This window comes from Streptomyces sp. NPDC050636 (assembly GCF_040654775.1).
GTDB lineage: Bacteria > Actinomycetota > Actinomycetes > Streptomycetales > Streptomycetaceae > Streptomyces.
Map to the genome: position 1 here is coordinate 263,799 of NZ_JBFAIP010000004.1, position 15,728 is coordinate 279,526.

The window sequence follows — 15,728 nt, forward strand, 5'->3', positions numbered from 1 at the left end:
GCCCGGACGGCGAGGGAGAGGAGACGGCCGTGCCCGAGCGCACCCCCGAGACCCATGTCATCGACTTCCGAGCCGCGGAGCATCTGCTGGCGGCCCGCGACCCACGGGGTGCGATCCGGCTTCTCGACTCGGTCATCGCCGCACACCCCGAGAACACCGCGGCCCGGCTGCTGCGCGCCCGCGCCTTCTTCCTCTCCGCTCAACTACGGCCTGCGGAGCTTGAGTTCCAGATCGTGCTGGAACGCGAGCCGGACAACGCCTTCGCGCACTTCGCGCTCGGCCGCACCCTGGAGCGCGCCAACCGCCCCGAAGAGGCGCTACGTCACTTCCGCCTGGCCGCTGCCCTGGAGCCGCGCCCGGACTTCATCCAAGCTGCCCGCTTCGCCCGCGACACGGGCAACGGCGAGAGCTGACGACTAACTGCTGATCGCTGACTGACCTCTGCCGCTGTTGACCTCTGCTGCTGTTGACTGACAGGTGCTGTTGATCGACGGTTGTGCCTCGCTGCTGCCGGCCGGCCGCACCAGAGCGAGCTAGCTTCGCTCGGGACGCGTTATGCACGGCCGCAGCCGGACTGCCGACTCGGTTCTCTCTGCTCCCTGCGTCGCTAGGGCAGGCTTCGCCGTCTCCCGTAGCCCGCGTTGCCTCTGCGGAAGGCTTCGTTCCGACCCCGATCGGGCTCGTAGGGCGGTATGTCCCTGCCCGGCTGGTAGTGCGGCCCCTGGCGCATGTGCCGAATCACCATGGCCAGGTCGGTGACCGCCACCGCCGCCAGGGCGGCGCACGCCGCTGCCCATTCCGGTCGGCCTGCCATCACGAAGGCCACGGTTCCGGCGATGGCCCACAGCAACCCGAACAGCGCCAGCCCACAGCGCATCCTCAGAGGGCTGCGTGCTTGAAGGGGTTCATTTCCCGTACGCATCGGCACCCATCTCCCACCTCCAGGATCCTCCCGATCGACGAGGCGGTCACCTGTCGCTCCGTGTTGATTGCGCACTCGCCGCAACGGGATGTGCGCCGCTCCAGCCATCGGCCCTGGTCGCTGCGCTGCCACTCCCGTGATCGCGATCGCATTCGTCGGTTCGCTGCTCGGGCTTCGCTTCGATGGGGCGGGGGTCGCCCGCCGGATGTGTGTTGATCCACGACAGTCCGCCGATGTCGAGTCGTGACCGGGCCCGTGTCACGGCGACGTATGCCAAGCGCGCCTCGTCGATATCGATCGCCCCGGGGAGCGGTGTGCCGTCCTCGTCGTGCTCGTCGAGATCGTCGGGGCCTGTGAAATCGTCCGCGATGCGCACGCTTGCCCACTCACGGCCCTTCGCCCGATGCGCCGTGGACACGGTCACCGCCGCCGCTTCCTCGGGTGAGAGCCGGGCCAGGGCACGGAGCAGGGCTTCCGTGCCGTGCTCGTCGACCAGTTCCACCAGCGGCAGCAGGTCGCGCCCGGCCGGGTCGAACTCCGCGTATTCCCGCAGTTCCGCCCAGGTCTCGAAGAGCATCAGTTCCGGGTGGGAGGTGCGGCGACCGGCCTCAAGGTCGTGAGCCGCCCGTGCCAGTGCGCTCAGTGCCTCGCCGCCGCCGGCGAGCGCGACCCGGCGGCCTGCCTCCAGCTGCCGTATCACCTCCACCATCGCCCCGACGCTCGACCGGCACAGGATCGCCTGTGGCTCGCGGACCGTGCTCAACTCCGTCTCCAGCAGAGGCGATCCCGTGAGCCGGATCGGTCCGCCGACGATCGTGAGCCAGCGGTTGGCCTCGGCCGCCAGCGTCGGCCCGAAGCGGAAGGAGCGGGAGAGGCTGAGCTGTCGGCCGTCGAATCCGGTCATGACATCGCGCGCGCCACGCCAGCCGTAGATCGCCTGGGCGGAGTCCCCGACCAGCACCAGCTGAGCGTGGTCGCGCTGCGCCGTGAAGACCTGCTCGACCACGGGGTTGGTGTCCTGGGCTTCGTCCAGAAGCAGGAAATCCCCGGGGACGACCGGCTCTCGCAGGGCCCACATCTTGAGGTAGTGGTCGTGCTCGAAGCGGACGACGCCATGGTCCGGATGTTGCAGATCGGCCCAGGCCTTGCGTGCGTAGGGGAGGACGAGGCCGGCGAGTTGATCGTGCATGGGCTCCGATTCGGCTCCGCGTAACGGTGGGACGTGATGGCGCGCGATCTCTGTGTCGGCCGACTGGCAGAACCGGGTGACCGTGCGCAGAGCCGCGTAGGAGAGCGCCTTGTTGTTGACCTTGCGCGTTCCGATGTGCACGGACATCCCGTCGTCGATGCCCAGGGCGGCGCCTGTTCTCCAGCCCGCTTGCCGGGGCGCGTGCATCCGTGCCGCGTACTTTCTGCCGACCGCGGTGTACGCGAGGGCGTGGGCGGTTCCGCAGACCACCTCGGTGGGGAAGGCGCGAGTGGCGTCGCGCGCGATGGCTCTGTTGAAGGCGATATATCGACCGATCCGGCCCTGCCGCCGTGCTTCGTGCGCGAGCATCGCGAGGGTGGTCGTCTTGCCCGTGCCGGCACCGGCCTGGATCACGAGATGCGAGCCGGCTCGGAAGGCGTCGGAAGCGGCGGTCTGCTCGGCTGTGGGGTTGTGCATGAGAGCTCCTCAACGACATCGAATGATCACTGAGAGTGATTCCGTCACTCACTGTAATGGAATGTGGAGGGATGTCGAGAGGTGATCTGCGGCCTGTGGATAACTCCGGTCCGCCAGGTCTGAGATGGCTGAACAAGCCGTCGGCGACCAGCGGCAGACGGCGTGCGGGAAGCATTGTCAGTGCCGTCTGCTTCCATCGATCTCACGCAGGGTCGCTGCGGCGGGACCGCCGCCGACGGCCGGACGGACGCAGGGGGCGGACAGCATGGGCATCACTTCGGGGTGTGGCACAGCAGCAGCGGCGAAGGTGGCGTCGGCCGCCGAGCGCGACGCGAGAGGGGCAGTGCGCACGACCGTAGACTCGCAGGTCGGGACCGCGAGACTGAGCCGGTCCCGGCAGACCTGGCAGACCGGGCCGGCGCCGCCATCGGCGCGGAAGGACCGAGCTCTGAGGGATCGAACAGTGAAGGATCAAGCGCGAGGGGACGGCATGGCGAGGCGGTGGGAGGCGACACCAGAGGTGTCCCGGGCGTCGGACGTCCCGCCCACGGCCGCGCCGGCGGCCGAAGAGGGCGCCGGCCGTTTCGGCACCGCTGCGGCCCGCTGCGCCGTGGTCTTCCTGCCCGGTCAGCCGCCGCGCGCCGGGAAGCTCGCCTTCTGGCGGCCCGATGGCGGAGCGCTCCCGGGCGTCGGTCCTGGGGGAGGAACGGGAGCCGACGGGCAGGTCGCCGAGCCGGCGCAGTTGACCGTCGTCCGTCGCCATGGAAACGGCGCACGCAGCCGCACGGTCCCCGCCGTGCTGCTCCCGCTGGCGGAGGCCGTACCGCTGCTGGTCCGTGCCCGGCACGACCCGACCGCCCACCCAGCGGCGGCCTGCTGGGGTGCGGCCACCTTGCACGCCTTGCACCTCGCCGCGCGGGGCAGACTGCTGCCAGGGCTGACCGCCGAGGACACGGACGCCTGGCGCGCCGGTCCCCTGGACCCTGACGACATCGCACACCTCCGGGCCGTCGCCGCCGCCATGCCCGCCGAGGCATACGCGGTGCCGCTCCCCGGCAGCCGCCCGCTCCAGGTCCACGATCCGGCGTCCCTGGTACGGCTCTTCGTGGATGCGGTCGTCGATGCTCTGCCGCGAAGCCCCGCCGCCGAACTCGTGGTGGGTGCCCCGTTCGCCGCGAGTACGCCGCAGCACATGCCCCGCGCCCGGGAATGGGCCGCGGAGGTCGCGGCCGGCGTCGATGCGGGGGTCCGGCTGTCGTTGCGCCTCGACCTCTCGCCGCACCGGCTCTTCGACACCAAACAAGACATCGCCGCAGGTAGCGATGGCGGCCCGGAAGAGCGCAGTGCAGCGGCCGCCATCCTGCAGGTGCACAGCCTCACCGACCCCACCCTGGTTGCCGACGCCCGTCACCTGTGGGAGGGCGAAGGCCCCGACCACTTCGGCCCGCGGTCCCGTGTCGACACCCTCCTCGCGCTGCGCCGCGCCGCCCGCGTCTGGGCCCCGCTCGGCCGCCTCCTGGAGCGGCCCATCCCCGATGTGCTGCCGCTCAGCGAGGACGAGTTGTACGAGCTGCTGGGCGAGGCCGCGCCACGACTGGGCGCCGCGGGCGTGGCCGTCCACTGGCCCAAGGAGCTGGCCCGCGGTCTGACCGCCGCGGCGGTGCTGCGCCCCGCACCGGGGTCGGCCGCGGACGGCTTCGGCTTCTTCGACACCAAGGAACTCCTGCAATTCCGCTGGCAGGTGGCGATGGACGGCACGCCGCTGACCGAAGCGGAAATGGACGCCCTCGCCGAGTCGCACCGCCCCGTGGTCCGGCTGCGCGACCAGTGGGTACTGGTCGATCCCGCGCTCGTACGTAAGGCCCGTAAACGGGAACTTGGCTATCTGGACCCGGTTGACGCGCTCGCCGCGACGCTCAGTGGCACCACAGATGTGGACGGCGAAGAGGTCGAGGTGGTGCCCATGGGAGCCCTCGCCGCCCTGCGCGGGCGCCTGACCACCGAAGCGGGCCCGCTGCCGCAGCCGCCCGGACTGCGGGCGACCCTCCGCGACTACCAACTGCGGGGCATGGCCTGGCTCGACACCATGACCTCGATCGGCCTCGGCGGCTGCCTGGCCGACGACATGGGCCTCGGCAAGACCGTCACCGTCGTCGCGCTGCACCTTCACCGACGTCCCACCGCACCCGTCCTCGTCGTCTGCCCCGCCTCCCTCCTCGGCAACTGGCAGCGCGAGATCGAGCGCTTCGCCCCCGGTATTCCCGTACGACGCTTCCACGGCGCCGGCCGCAGTCTGGACGGCCTGGACGGCGGCTTCGTACTGACCACGTACGGGACGATGCGCAGCAGCGCCGCCCAACTGGCTGCCCATTCCTGGGCATGGGTCGTCGCCGATGAGGCACAGCATGTGAAGAACCCGCGGTCCTCCACGGCCAAGGCGCTGCGCGGCATCAAGGCACCGGCCCGGATCGCCCTCACCGGTACCCCCGTTGAGAACAACCTCTCCGAGCTGTGGGCCCTCCTCGACTGGACCACCCCCGGGCTCCTCGGCTCGCTGAAGACGTTTCGCGCGCTGCACGCCCGCGAGGTCGAGGGCGGCGAGGACCCGGAGGCGGCGGAGCGGCTGGCCAGACTCGTGCGCCCGTTCATCCTGCGACGCAAGAAATCCGACCCCGGAATCGTGCCCGAACTTCCGCCCAAGACGGAAACGGACCACCCGGTGGCGCTGGGCCGCGAACAGGCCGCGCTGTATCAGGCCGTCGTCCGCGAGACCCTCTCCCGGATCGGGACCGCCGAGGGCATCGCGCGCCGTGGCCTGGTGATGAAGCTGCTCACCGCCCTCAAACAGATCTGCAACCACCCCGCGCAGTACCTGAAGGAGGCCGCGCCGGGCCTGGTCGCCCGCTCGGGGAAGCTCGAACTCCTCGACGAACTCCTGGACACCATCCTTGCCGAGGACGGCGCCACCTTGGTCTTCACACAGTACGTGGGGATGGCGCGGCTGCTCGAACGGCACCTCACCACCCGTGGCATCGCCCACCAACTCCTGCACGGTGGTACCCCCGTCGCCGAACGGGAGAGGATGGTCGACCGCTTCCAGTCGGGCCATGTCCCGGTATTCCTGCTGTCCCTCAAGGCAGCGGGCACCGGCCTCAATCTCACCCGCGCCGGACATGTGATCCACTACGACCGCTGGTGGAATCCCGCGGTGGAGGAGCAGGCCACCGACCGTGCCTACCGCATCGGTCAGACCCAGCCCGTCCAGGTCCACCGCCTGATCGCCGAGGGCACGGTCGAGGACAACATCGCCCAACTCCTCACCGCCAAGAGGGCCCTCGCCGATGCGGTGCTCTCCGGCGGCGAGACCGCGCTCACCGAGCTCTCCGACGCCGAGCTGGCCGACCTCGTCTCCCTGAGGAGGCCCGCATGAGCCCCCGCCCCACGCCCGGCCGTCCCGCCGCCACCGGGCGCGCTGCCGCAGCGGACCGGCTGGCCCGCGCCGACCGTTCGCGTACGTTCCCGCCGCTGCCGCCCCGCACCGGCGCCCGCGGCCTGTTCGCCGAATCCTGGTGGGGGAGCGCCTGGCTGGACGCCCTGGAGACCACGGCCCTGGACAGCGCCCGGCTCGCCCGCGGCCGGACATACGCCCGGGACGGCCACGTGGACACCATCAACATCACACCGGGCCGTATCGTCGCCACCGTACGCGGCAGCAAGCCCCGCCCCTACAGCGCGGAAGTCCGCCTCAGAACCCTCACCGACGAGGAATGGGACCGCCTCCTCGACGCCATCGCCGCGGAGCCCGCCCAGCTCACTGCCCTCCTGGCCAAGAAGCTGCCCAGTTCTCTGGCCGAGGGGGAGGTGTGCCTCCTCCCCGGGCCGGGCGATCTCGTCCCCCGCTGCTCGTGCCCCGACAACGGACGTCCCTGCAAACACGCCGCCGCGCTCTGCTTCCAGACGGCCCGCCTTCTGGACGCGGACCCGTTCGTCCTGCTGCTGATGCGGGGCCGTGGCGAACGCGAACTCCTCGACGAACTCTCCCGCCGCAACGCCACCCACACCGCCCGCGAGACCCGCGGCCAGGCACTCGTGACCACGATGCCGCCCGGCACCGGCGGATCCCTCCCCGGGGCCACCCGATCCCCCACCGGAAACACCGGCAGACACGCTCCTGACGTCCTTTCAGGAGTCGCCGCCCCCGGAGAGCACGCATCACCGACAGCCCCCAGGCCCCACGGCGTCCTCGCTCGTGAGGCCCTCGCAGACCGTCCCCGCCCGCCGCTCCCGCCACCCCTGCCGGCACCCCGGCACGCCGGCAGACCGCCGGCCCTCCCGGACGCCGACGGGCTCCCTTTCGACCCGGCCGGCCTCGAATTCCTGGCCGCCGACGCCGCGGCCCGCGCCCACGCCTGCGTATCCGCTGCCGGCATCCTCACCTCCGGCGCCGAACAGCCGCCCGCCCCCAGCCCGTTCCCGGTGCTGCCCCCATGGGAGGACGCCATCCGCCTGGCGGCCACCGCCCACCCCACCGCCGGTCTGACCTCCACCACCCGGGCGCTCTTCCGCGACCTCGCGGCGGCCACCGGCCGTACGCCCACGGACGTGGCCCGGGCCGTCGCCGCCTGGCGCCAGGGCGGACCCGAAGGGCTGGCGCTCCTCGAAACGCCCTGGAACCCTCCGGCCGGCGACTTCGACCGGGCCCGCGGCGCCCTCCTCGCCGCGGACCTCCCGGCCCTGCGCCCACGCCACAACCACCTCACCGACCCCGACCGCGGCATCCAGCTCCGCTTCGGCCACGACAACCGCTGGTATCCCTACGAGTCCGAGCCCGGCGCCGAGGACTGGTGGCCCACCGGGCCGGCCGACCCCGACCCCGTAGGCGCCCTCACCACCCTGCTCGCGCGATGACTAACCTCAGGGCCGTGGAAGGCCTCGACACACTCACCCGATCCCTGGCACAGCGCACCCCCGAGCAGCTCGCCGCACTTCTCGCCCGGCATGCCGAGCCGCTCGCCCGCCGGCCCGCGCCCACCCAACTCCGCGGCCTGGCCAGTGCGTTGTGGTCGTACGAAACCCTCCACCACCTGGTGCTGCACCTCGACCATCCCCGGCTCCAGGTGCTCGCCGCCACCGCCCGCATCAGCCAGGACCGAGCCGGGCGCGACGCCCCCGCTCCCGCCGCCCCCGCCCCGGGCGCCGACTACCAGTCCCTGATGGCACACCGGCTGTCCTTTCCGCATCTGGCCACCGAACCCGTCCCGCCTGAAGACGTCTACGCCGCGCTCGGCGCCACCTCACAGGGCCCCGTGCGTACCGCCGCCGAAACCGCGTTGCGCTCCCTCTACGAGGACGGACTCGCGGCCCCGGGCGAGGACGGCAGCATCGTCGTCCCGCCGCGCACCCCGCAGCTCCTGGCCGCCCACGACCTCGGCCCCTTCGTCGCGCGGGCCCCGCAGCCCACGCCCGACGCCACCGCGGCATCCATCGCCCGCCCCAGGCTCCCCGCGACCGCGGTCGCGCCCACCTCGCCGTACGACGAATCCCGGGCCGCCGCGGCGACGCTGGCCGCCACAGTGGAACGCCTCCTCGCCACGCTGGCCACGCAACCCGCGGCGCTGCGGAAGTCGGGCGGCCTGGCCATCCGCGAGATCAAACGGCTGGCCAAAGCAGCAGGCGCCACCGAACCGCACACCCGACTCCTCCTCGATCTCACCCTCGCCGCCGACCTGATCGCACTGACCCGCACGCCGGCCGGCATCACCGCGCTCCCCACCGGCGCCTACGACGGCTGGCTCGCCCGCCCACCCGGCGAACGCCTCGCCCCCGTCCTGGCCGCCTGGTCCTCCCTATGGGCCGTCCCCACCCACACCCCGTTCGGCGAGACCCCGACCGCACTGGTCCGCGGACACGACCGGCACGCCCCCGCCGTCCGGTACGCGCTCCTGGCCGCTCTGGCCACCGTCCCCCTCAGCGCCGGAGAGCCCCTCCCGCCCCTGCCGCCGACGGCATCCGACGAGGAGCAGGGCGTGGCCACCCCCTTGCAGGCGCTTCTGGAGGCGGCCGGCTGGCACCGGCCCCTCGCCCTCAGGGGGCAGCCGATGGCCGAGGAGCGCGCCGCCCACACCCTGCACGAAGCCGCCTACCTCGGTCTGACCGCCCACGGCACCCTCACCCCCTTGGGCCACGCGCTCCTCGCCGACCCGCGGTCCCTCAGCGAACCGCTCCGCGATCTGCTCCCGCCGCTCCTCGAAGAGGCCCACTTCCAGGCCGATCTGACCGCCGTCGTCCCCGGCCGCCCTGCCGCCGCCCTCGCCGAGCTGCTCGCCTCCTCGGCCGTCCGCGAGTCCGAAGGCCACGCCGTCACCTGGCGCTTCACCCCCGCCTCCGTACGCCGTGCCCTGGACGCCGGCCGGACCGCAGCCACCCTGCTCGACGACCTCACCGCGGCCTCGGCGACCGGCTCGCTGCCACAGCCACTCGGCTACCTCATCCAGGACACCGCCCGCACCCACGGCCGGATGCGCGTCCTGCCCGCAGGCTGCTGCATCCGCTCCGACGATGCAGCCCTGGTCGCCGAACTCGCCGCGCACCGCGCCCTGCGCGACCTCGGGCTGCGGGCCATCGCCCCGACCGTCCTGGTCAGCGGCCGCCCTCCGGCCGCCACCCTGGAAGCCCTCCGCGCAGCGGGCTACGCCCCCACCCTGGAGTCCGACACCGGCACCACAACCGTCGAACGCCTCCCCACGCACCGGACCAAGGCCGCCGCCCCCACCCGCGACCCCGGCGCCCCGCTCGCCCTCGCGAAGCGCCTCCTGGAGCTCGCACTGGAGCACCAGGAGGCCATGCAGAGCAGCGGAGCGTGATCCGTAGGCCCACCAAGGCGCGGCGCGTCCGACTACTCGTACTCCGTGCCGCCCTTACGCGTCAGGTAGGCGCCGCCGACCACCTTCGCGATGGCGCGCCCGCCCGCCACAGAGCTGTAGCGATCACTCAGCGGACGGACGACCACACCCTCCCGGATGTGCACCGCACGCCCGGACAGCGTCTCGCGGCCCTCGGCCAGCTCCATCACCCGCCGCGCGTCATACGGGCCGCTGAACAGCGTGGGCACCGCCGGAAGCCGCCCGTCCAGCACCTTCGTCAGCTCCTCCGGATCCAGCCACCGCAGCCGCCCGCCGATCTCCACCGCGACATCGAAGACCGCGTACGCGGGGTCTCCGCGGCGGCTGTCCGCGCCATACCCGAGGTCCTGTACGCCGTCGCCGTACACCTCGCCGTACACGCCGACCCGCGATGCCCCCAGTTCCCCGGCGATCTCCGCCGCGACGCGCGCTACGCCATGTCCGCGCACCGCTCGCCAGTACAGGTTCTTCGCGTCCTCGGTCAGTGCCAGCCGCTGTGCGCCGAGTCCCTTGGACGTCACCTGGACGCGTTCGCCCTCGGCGCTGTACGTGAGGCAGCACGCGGTCCCGTGCACCTTCTCCGTGACCGCGACCGGCTCGCCCTCGGTGAAGATCTCCGGATACCGCTTCAGATTCTCGATATCGATCCACGGCAGCAGATCGGGCGCCGCCTCGACCTCACCGCTCATCGAAACCGGCACCGGCGGCACCCATTTGACGACCCCGAGCTCGGCCGCGAAGTCGGTGCCGTCTGCCTGCGCCCGCGCCAGGTCCACACCGTCCAGGGCGCGCGGCCGGCAGACGATGCCCTGCGACAGTTCGCCACGCAGCCGTATCGCCTTGACCCGATTGGCCGCAGAACCGGCCAACTTGCCGGTCAGACCCAGCTCAGCCACCAAGTCCTCCGGGAGCACTGCCTGCTCCGGCACATACACGGCGAAGTCGCCGGTCCGGTAGACCCCCTTGGCGACGACGGCGCGATAGAGGCCCACCTGCGCGAGCTCCAGTGCGTCGGCATTCGGATGCTCATGGATCGTCAGTCGCTCGACCGTGACGCGCAGCGTCGACATGTCAGTTCCCCGTTCGTGCTCACTCCGCGAGTCGCCGCAGGTGCGACGCCCCGCCACCACTGTGAGCGACGCCGGAGCGGCCCGGCGAGCGAATTTCACCGGCGCTCGTCGCCGCCGCGTTGTCAGTGGCGTCAAGTAGCGTTTTTGACGTACGGAGTTGATGCCGCGCCCAACCGCACCCAACCGCCCTGAACCGCTTGCGACCCATGCTCATGGAGGTCCCGTGAGTCACGCGTTTTCGCCCGTCCCCGAATTGAATCTGCTCAAGGAGTTCGAGGATCGCCTCGATGACCTCTATGCCGACGGCTTTGATCTGTCCGAGTACGGGCGCAATGGATTTCTGGAGGATCCGGAGCTCATCCACCGCTTGATCCCCTTCGCCCAGGCCAACGGTTCCGGTTCCCTCTACGCGCTGTGGCGGCTCGACGACCGTCCTGACCTCGCCACGCTGCCGATCGTGGTGCTCGGGGACGAGGGCGGAATCCATCTCGTCGCCCGCGACCTTCCGGAACTGTTCCAGATCATCGGCTACGACAGCGAGATCTGGGTGGATTGGGAGGACGCCGGCTTCGGCCGCGACGACGACTACGAACCCAGCGCCTGCCACGAGGAGTACGTCTCTTGGCTGAAGGAGCACTTCGGACTGGCGCCGGCCGATCATCCGAACGCTGTCATGGAAGCAGCGCAGGCGGAGTTCGGGGAGCGCTTCCTGAGCTGGGTGGCCCCCCTCATACCGGACGCGGTGCCTGACGAGTAGCGATCATCGCGGGGCCTCGGAGGTGTCAGCCTGCCGGTTTCCGTCTGGTACCCCCGCCGATGCGCCTCAGCGCCGTCGGGCCGAGGCTGAGCGGGCGGGGGAGACGCCGGGAGGCGGACGCCGCGGCAGTGGGGACCGCCGGCACAGCAGCGGAGGCACCGGACGCCTCGGATGGCGAACCCGGCGATACCGCCGATGTTGCCGGAACCGGCGAGCTGTTGGACGCCGGGCGAAGGAAGCGGGCCGCAGGAGCGGCGGGCGTGGCGATGTCGACGTACGCGCGGCAGACGGCGGGACGGGCGACGGCGGTGTGCAGGACGCGGTTCGCGGTGTCGCGCACGAGCCGGGAGGCCGAGGAGAGACCTGGCACGGTGGCGACGGGGGAGGAGGGGAGGCCCTGGCCGGTGGTAAGCGTCCAGGGTGCCTGGACGATGCGGGCGATGCTCCGCTGCAGGCTGCGGGCGAGCACCGGGTCGTCCAGACCGTGCCGGTGCAGCGCGTCGCGCAGTGCGGCGGCGCCATGGGCGGCGATGGACAGGCCCTGGCCGTAGTCGGGGTTGAACGCGGCCACCGCCCCGCCGAGGGCGACGAATCCGGTGGGCCAGGACCGCAGCTGTTCATAGCGGCGCCGGCGGTTGGCGGTGTCGCGGGACAGCCGTACCTCGCTCAGCGGCTCGGCATCGGCGATGAGATCGCCGATGACGGAGTTCGGTATGCGGCGGGCGAACGGCACGAACCGGTCGGCGTGTTCGGACGGGCGGCCGCTCCCGGCGCCGGTGAGCGTGACCAGCCAGCGGCCGTCCTCGATGGGTACCAGTGTCGCCGAATGTCCGGGAACCGAGTGCCCGGGAGCCGCGCTTCCGGCGTCCGAACGGACGGTGATCGGGGGGCAGTTCTCGGCGCCCACGGGGGTACGGAAGATACGGGTGGCACAGACGACCCCGGCGTCCACGACCTCTTCGTGGACGGCGGGCAGCCCCAGCCCGGTCAGCCGGCCGGGGGTGGTGGAGTTCCGACCGGTGGCATCGACGACGAGGTCGGCATCCAGCCGATACGTTTCGCCGGTGACGGTGTCCCGGACCCGCACCCCGGTCACATGCTCCGCGGTGCCCGTCAGCCCCTCCGCCTCGGTTCCGTCGAGGACGGTCACCCCGGGGAGGGCCGGCACCTGTTGGCGGATGACCCGGTCGAGCAGGTCGCGGGAACAGGCGATCAGATGCTGCACCCGCGGGCCGCGGCGTAACCGGCTCTGAGGCGGCATGCCGACCAGACCCGACGGCAGCGGGATGCGGCGGGCGCCCTCGGCCACCCATCGTTCGACCGTGCCGGGCAGCAGGGCCTCGACGATACGGGCGCCGCCCGTGGCCAGGAGATGGGCGTGCCGGGCCTGCGGAAGGTCCGTGGGCAGAGCGGGAGTCCGCGGCAGTCGGTCCCGCTCGACGACGATGACATCGGCGTGCTCGGACAGCGCCGCGGCGGCGAGCATCCCCGTGAAGCCGCCGCCGAGCACCACGGCGAGATACGGGTGCGTGAACTGGAGGCTGCTGCTGCTCGTACTGCTCGACGCGTTCATGGGCAGTCCCGTTCTCGGCGGTGGAGCGCGATTCCCGGGCGGGGGCGCGGCGCGTCCAGATAAAGGGGTACGGCATACGGGCGCGACCGTCTGCGTGCGGCGGCGATGACGGCGTCGGCGGCGGCCGTGAGCGAATCCGCCAGCGAGGCGGGCAGGGAAGCGGAAGCGGTCCGCAGGATGCGCAGAGGCGCAGGTGGAACCGGTTGTGCCCGTTGTGGCTCCCGGCAGGCCGGCGCGAACGCCGGCCTGCCGCCCCCCGATTTACCCATCATGATTCCCCCTCAGGCCATGCCCGCCCCGCCACATGCACGGCGGCGCTCTCCAGCCCCCGTGACACTGGGCGGTACGGGCGCGCGTCCGCCTGGCGGAGGCGCCCTGCCCCGGGGAACGAAGCCGTCACATCCGGTCGACGGTGGACACGATTCCGGATCGTAGGCGGCGCAGATCACATCCGGTAGCCGTGTTCGATTGAGGGGCGCGCGGGAGCCACCCACCGGATACCGATGGGTATATCCGAAGCAAAACGCTGTAATCGGGAGAAAGGGATTCAGGGCTTTCTCGCGAGGAGAGAAAGCTCCCTGGGATTTCTCGGGAGGCGCGGATCGAGGGCCCGCAAATGGACACAGGGTTGGCGCGAAATGATCGGGTTCCCGCGGGTAGTCGAACACCATGCCTACTCTGTGCGGGCACAGCACGTGAGAACCAGAGGGAGAGTCGTGCGCGCGATCGTGATGCGAGAATTCGGCGGCCCGGATGTGCTGCGACTTGAGGACGTTCCCGAGCCCGAGCCCCGTGCCGGCCATGCGCTGGTGGATGTGACTCTGGCCGGCATCAACTACGCGGATGTGCACGTACGGGGAGACTCCTATCTCGCGCCCGTCGAGCTGCCGTACATACCCGGCAACGAGGTCGTGGGGACCCTCGACGGCGGACGACGCGTCGTCGGGCTCACCCGTGGCGGCGGCTACGCCGAGCGGGCGCTGCTGCACCGCAAGGTCACCTGGGACGTGCCCGACGGCATCAGTGATGAACAGGCCGTCGCGCTGGCGCTGCAGGGCAACAGCGCCTGGCACCTGCTGTTCACCTCGCTGCGCGTCACCGAGGGCGAGACCGTTGTCGTACCGGCGGCGGCGGGCGGTCTCGGCACGCTGGCCGTCCAGCTCGCCGCGCACGCCGGCGCAAAGGTCATCGGCCTCGCCGGCTCCGCCGAAAAGCGCAAGCTGGCCGAGGAGTTGGGCGCTCACGCAGTCGTCGACTCGACCGCGGAGGACCTCACGGAGCGCATCGTGGAGGCGGCCGGCGGCCCCGTCCAGGCGGCGCTGGAGATGACCGGCGGCGTCACCTTCGAGCGGACCCTCGCCGCCGTCGCACCGCGCGGCCGGCTGGCGGTGTACGGCTTCGCCGGCGGCGAGATGGCGAGCGTGCCGACCCGGGACCTGATGGAGCGGTCCATCACCGTCTCGGGCTTCTGGCTGCCCCAGCTCTACGCGGACCGTACGGCTCTGCCGACCTCCATGCGGGCCCTGTTCGACGCGGTCACCGACGGCTCGCTCAAGCCGCAGACGGGCGCCGCCTACGCCCTCGGTGACGCGGCCCGGGCGCACCACGATCTGGCCGCACGCACCCCGACCGGGAAACTCGCCCTCGACGTCGCCCGGTAACGCAGGGCACGGGACGGGCACCGCGGCTCCGGGCGGGCACCCTGGGGCCGTCGGCCAACCAGCGCGGGGGGAGCCGCGGGCGACGGGTACGCCGGCCCGCACCGGAATTGCCGTGCGCCTTCGGGCGCGGATCACTGCCAGGGGAGAGAGCACACGATGGGCAACAGCACCACAGCGTCGGGATCTTCGGCTTCGGCCGCCGCTTCCGTCTCCGCTTCGGGCACCAACGGCACGGCGCAGCGCACCCCGGGCCGCGCCAAGACCGCGCGCCAGGCATCCAAGAGCGGGGGCTCCCGGACGTCGGGATCCGGCCATGCTGAACGGGTCTTCCTCGTCCAGACGGCCTTCGCCGAACTCGGCGGATCTGCCCACGGACCTGGTGAGATAGCGGAATTCACCGGCCTGGACGACTCCGTCGTCTACCGCATCCTGCAGTCCGGTATCTATCAGCGCATATTCGAACGGGTGGACCGCGGCCTCTACCGCCTGCGGACCTCGGCGGCCCAGCTCGCGTTCACCGCGCTCGACCACCGCCTCGACGGCGCGACCTCGCAGACGGTGCTCCGCGAACTGCGGATGGCGACCGATGGAGGGCTGGCCTTCCTCTACATGGTGGCGCCGTTCTCCGGCGCGCAACGGCAGTGCGTCGACATGGCCGTCGGCGACTCCGACCTCGCGGAGCTGGGCATGACGCCCCGCGATGTGCTGTCCGTGACGCGTTCGCTGCGGACCGGCGCCTCTGGGCGGACGATCCTCGCCTACCTGCCGGAGGTGCTCCAGCAGCGGGTGCTGGCCGAGCCCGTACCCGACCAGGCCGGACCCGGCGTCTTCCGGGACAACGACGCCCTGCTGGCGTCCCTGGCGGAGGTCCGCGACCTGGGCCATGCGCTGGGCTACGAGGAGTGCATGGCCGGATGGAACTCCTGCGCGGCGCCCATCATGTGGGACGGCGCCATCATGGGCGCGGTCCTGCTCCTCAAGCTCAAGTCCGTGATGCCGGTGCCCCCCGAAAGCGTCATCGAGGCGACGAAGGAGGCGGCGGCCGAACTCAGCCGCTACGGAGCCGCCCGGCCCTCCGCGGACCAGCCCTGAGCCGCGGCGGCCGGCCTTCCACCTGGTCATGAGCCGGCCCGCTTCTCCACGGTGGCACCGAACCGGACGGTGAACGCAGGACGCA

11 protein-coding genes are annotated in these 15,728 nt (G+C 71.8%); 7 read left to right on the top strand and 4 right to left on the bottom strand.

Annotated features, from left to right (window positions below):
• Positions 1-29: 29 nt before the first annotated feature.
• Positions 30-413: a tetratricopeptide repeat protein gene (locus AB0I10_RS07105; RefSeq protein WP_363151299.1), complete on the top strand. Its 384-nt coding sequence runs from the start codon at positions 30-32 to the stop codon at positions 411-413.
• Positions 414-607: 194 nt separating this feature from the next.
• On the opposite strand, the gene AB0I10_RS07110 is transcribed toward AB0I10_RS07105, so the two are convergent.
• Both AB0I10_RS07110 and AB0I10_RS07115 read right to left on the bottom strand, forming a co-directional pair.
• The gene (locus AB0I10_RS07110) at positions 608-922 is read right to left on the bottom strand and encodes a DUF6343 family protein (RefSeq protein WP_363151300.1); all 315 of its coding nucleotides are present in this window, start codon (positions 920-922) and stop codon (positions 608-610) included.
• A gap of 46 nt (positions 923-968) precedes the next feature.
• A complete protein-coding gene (locus AB0I10_RS07115; protein ID WP_363151301.1) occupies positions 969-2,588 on the bottom strand; it encodes a UvrD-helicase domain-containing protein in 1,620 nt (539 codons plus the stop codon).
• Between the two features lie 490 nt (positions 2,589-3,078).
• Here AB0I10_RS07115 and AB0I10_RS07120 point away from each other — a divergent pair, with 490 nt between their 5' ends.
• From AB0I10_RS07120 to AB0I10_RS07130, 3 genes are read left to right on the top strand one after another with little or no spacing between them, the layout of a single operon-like run.
• The gene (locus tag AB0I10_RS07120) at positions 3,079-6,018 is read left to right on the top strand and encodes a DEAD/DEAH box helicase (protein WP_363151302.1); all 2,940 of its coding nucleotides are present in this window, start codon (positions 3,079-3,081) and stop codon (positions 6,016-6,018) included.
• Complete coding sequence (locus AB0I10_RS07125) at positions 6,015-7,496, top strand: SWIM zinc finger family protein (protein ID WP_363151303.1); 1,482 nt, start codon at positions 6,015-6,017, stop codon at positions 7,494-7,496. The genes AB0I10_RS07120 and AB0I10_RS07125 overlap by 4 nt, the downstream gene beginning before the upstream one ends.
• The gene (locus AB0I10_RS07130) at positions 7,493-9,451 is read left to right on the top strand and encodes a helicase-associated domain-containing protein (RefSeq protein WP_363151304.1); all 1,959 of its coding nucleotides are present in this window, start codon (positions 7,493-7,495) and stop codon (positions 9,449-9,451) included. Before AB0I10_RS07125 ends, AB0I10_RS07130 begins: the two co-directional genes overlap by 4 nt.
• A 32-nt stretch (positions 9,452-9,483) precedes the next feature.
• Here the strand turns inward: AB0I10_RS07130 and AB0I10_RS07135 are convergent, their stop codons facing one another.
• On the bottom strand, positions 9,484-10,560 hold the full coding sequence (locus AB0I10_RS07135; protein ID WP_363151305.1) for an RNA ligase (ATP): 1,077 nt from the start codon (positions 10,558-10,560) through the stop codon (positions 9,484-9,486).
• Positions 10,561-10,783: 223 nt separating this feature from the next.
• Here AB0I10_RS07135 and AB0I10_RS07140 point away from each other — a divergent pair, with 223 nt between their 5' ends.
• The gene (locus AB0I10_RS07140; protein ID WP_363151306.1) at positions 10,784-11,317 is read left to right on the top strand and encodes a hypothetical protein; all 534 of its coding nucleotides are present in this window, start codon (positions 10,784-10,786) and stop codon (positions 11,315-11,317) included.
• A 25-nt stretch (positions 11,318-11,342) separates the two neighbouring features.
• Here AB0I10_RS07140 and AB0I10_RS07145 read toward each other — a convergent pair whose 3' ends face one another.
• Complete coding sequence (locus AB0I10_RS07145; protein WP_363151307.1) at positions 11,343-12,890, bottom strand: FAD-dependent monooxygenase; 1,548 nt, start codon at positions 12,888-12,890, stop codon at positions 11,343-11,345.
• Positions 12,891-13,606: 716 nt separating this feature from the next.
• On the opposite strand from AB0I10_RS07145, the gene AB0I10_RS07150 reads away from it, so the two are divergent.
• Complete coding sequence (locus AB0I10_RS07150) at positions 13,607-14,551, top strand: zinc-binding dehydrogenase (RefSeq protein ID WP_363151308.1); 945 nt, start codon at positions 13,607-13,609, stop codon at positions 14,549-14,551.
• 156 nt (positions 14,552-14,707) lie between these two features.
• A complete protein-coding gene (locus AB0I10_RS07155) occupies positions 14,708-15,643 on the top strand; it encodes an IclR family transcriptional regulator C-terminal domain-containing protein (RefSeq protein ID WP_363151309.1) in 936 nt (311 codons plus the stop codon).
• The last annotated feature ends 85 nt before the right edge of the window (positions 15,644-15,728 follow it).

What these genes read in the sequence shown, in the direction of transcription:
- AB0I10_RS07130 (WP_363151304.1), top strand. Translation starts at nt 7,493, where the DNA reads ATGACTAACCTCAGGGCCGTGGAAGGCCTCGACACACTCACCCGATCC.
- AB0I10_RS07120 (WP_363151302.1), top strand. Translation starts at nt 3,079, where the DNA reads ATGGCGAGGCGGTGGGAGGCGACACCAGAGGTGTCCCGGGCGTCGGAC.
- AB0I10_RS07145 (WP_363151307.1), bottom strand. Translation starts at nt 12,890, where the DNA reads ATGAACGCGTCGAGCAGTACGAGCAGCAGCAGCCTCCAGTTCACGCAC.
- AB0I10_RS07135 (WP_363151305.1), bottom strand. Translation starts at nt 10,560, where the DNA reads ATGTCGACGCTGCGCGTCACGGTCGAGCGACTGACGATCCATGAGCAT.
- AB0I10_RS07110 (WP_363151300.1), bottom strand. Translation starts at nt 922, where the DNA reads ATGCGTACGGGAAATGAACCCCTTCAAGCACGCAGCCCTCTGAGGATG.
- AB0I10_RS07115 (WP_363151301.1), bottom strand. Translation starts at nt 2,588, where the DNA reads ATGCACAACCCCACAGCCGAGCAGACCGCCGCTTCCGACGCCTTCCGA.
- AB0I10_RS07125 (WP_363151303.1), top strand. Translation starts at nt 6,015, where the DNA reads ATGAGCCCCCGCCCCACGCCCGGCCGTCCCGCCGCCACCGGGCGCGCT.
- AB0I10_RS07155 (WP_363151309.1), top strand. Translation starts at nt 14,708, where the DNA reads ATGGGCAACAGCACCACAGCGTCGGGATCTTCGGCTTCGGCCGCCGCT.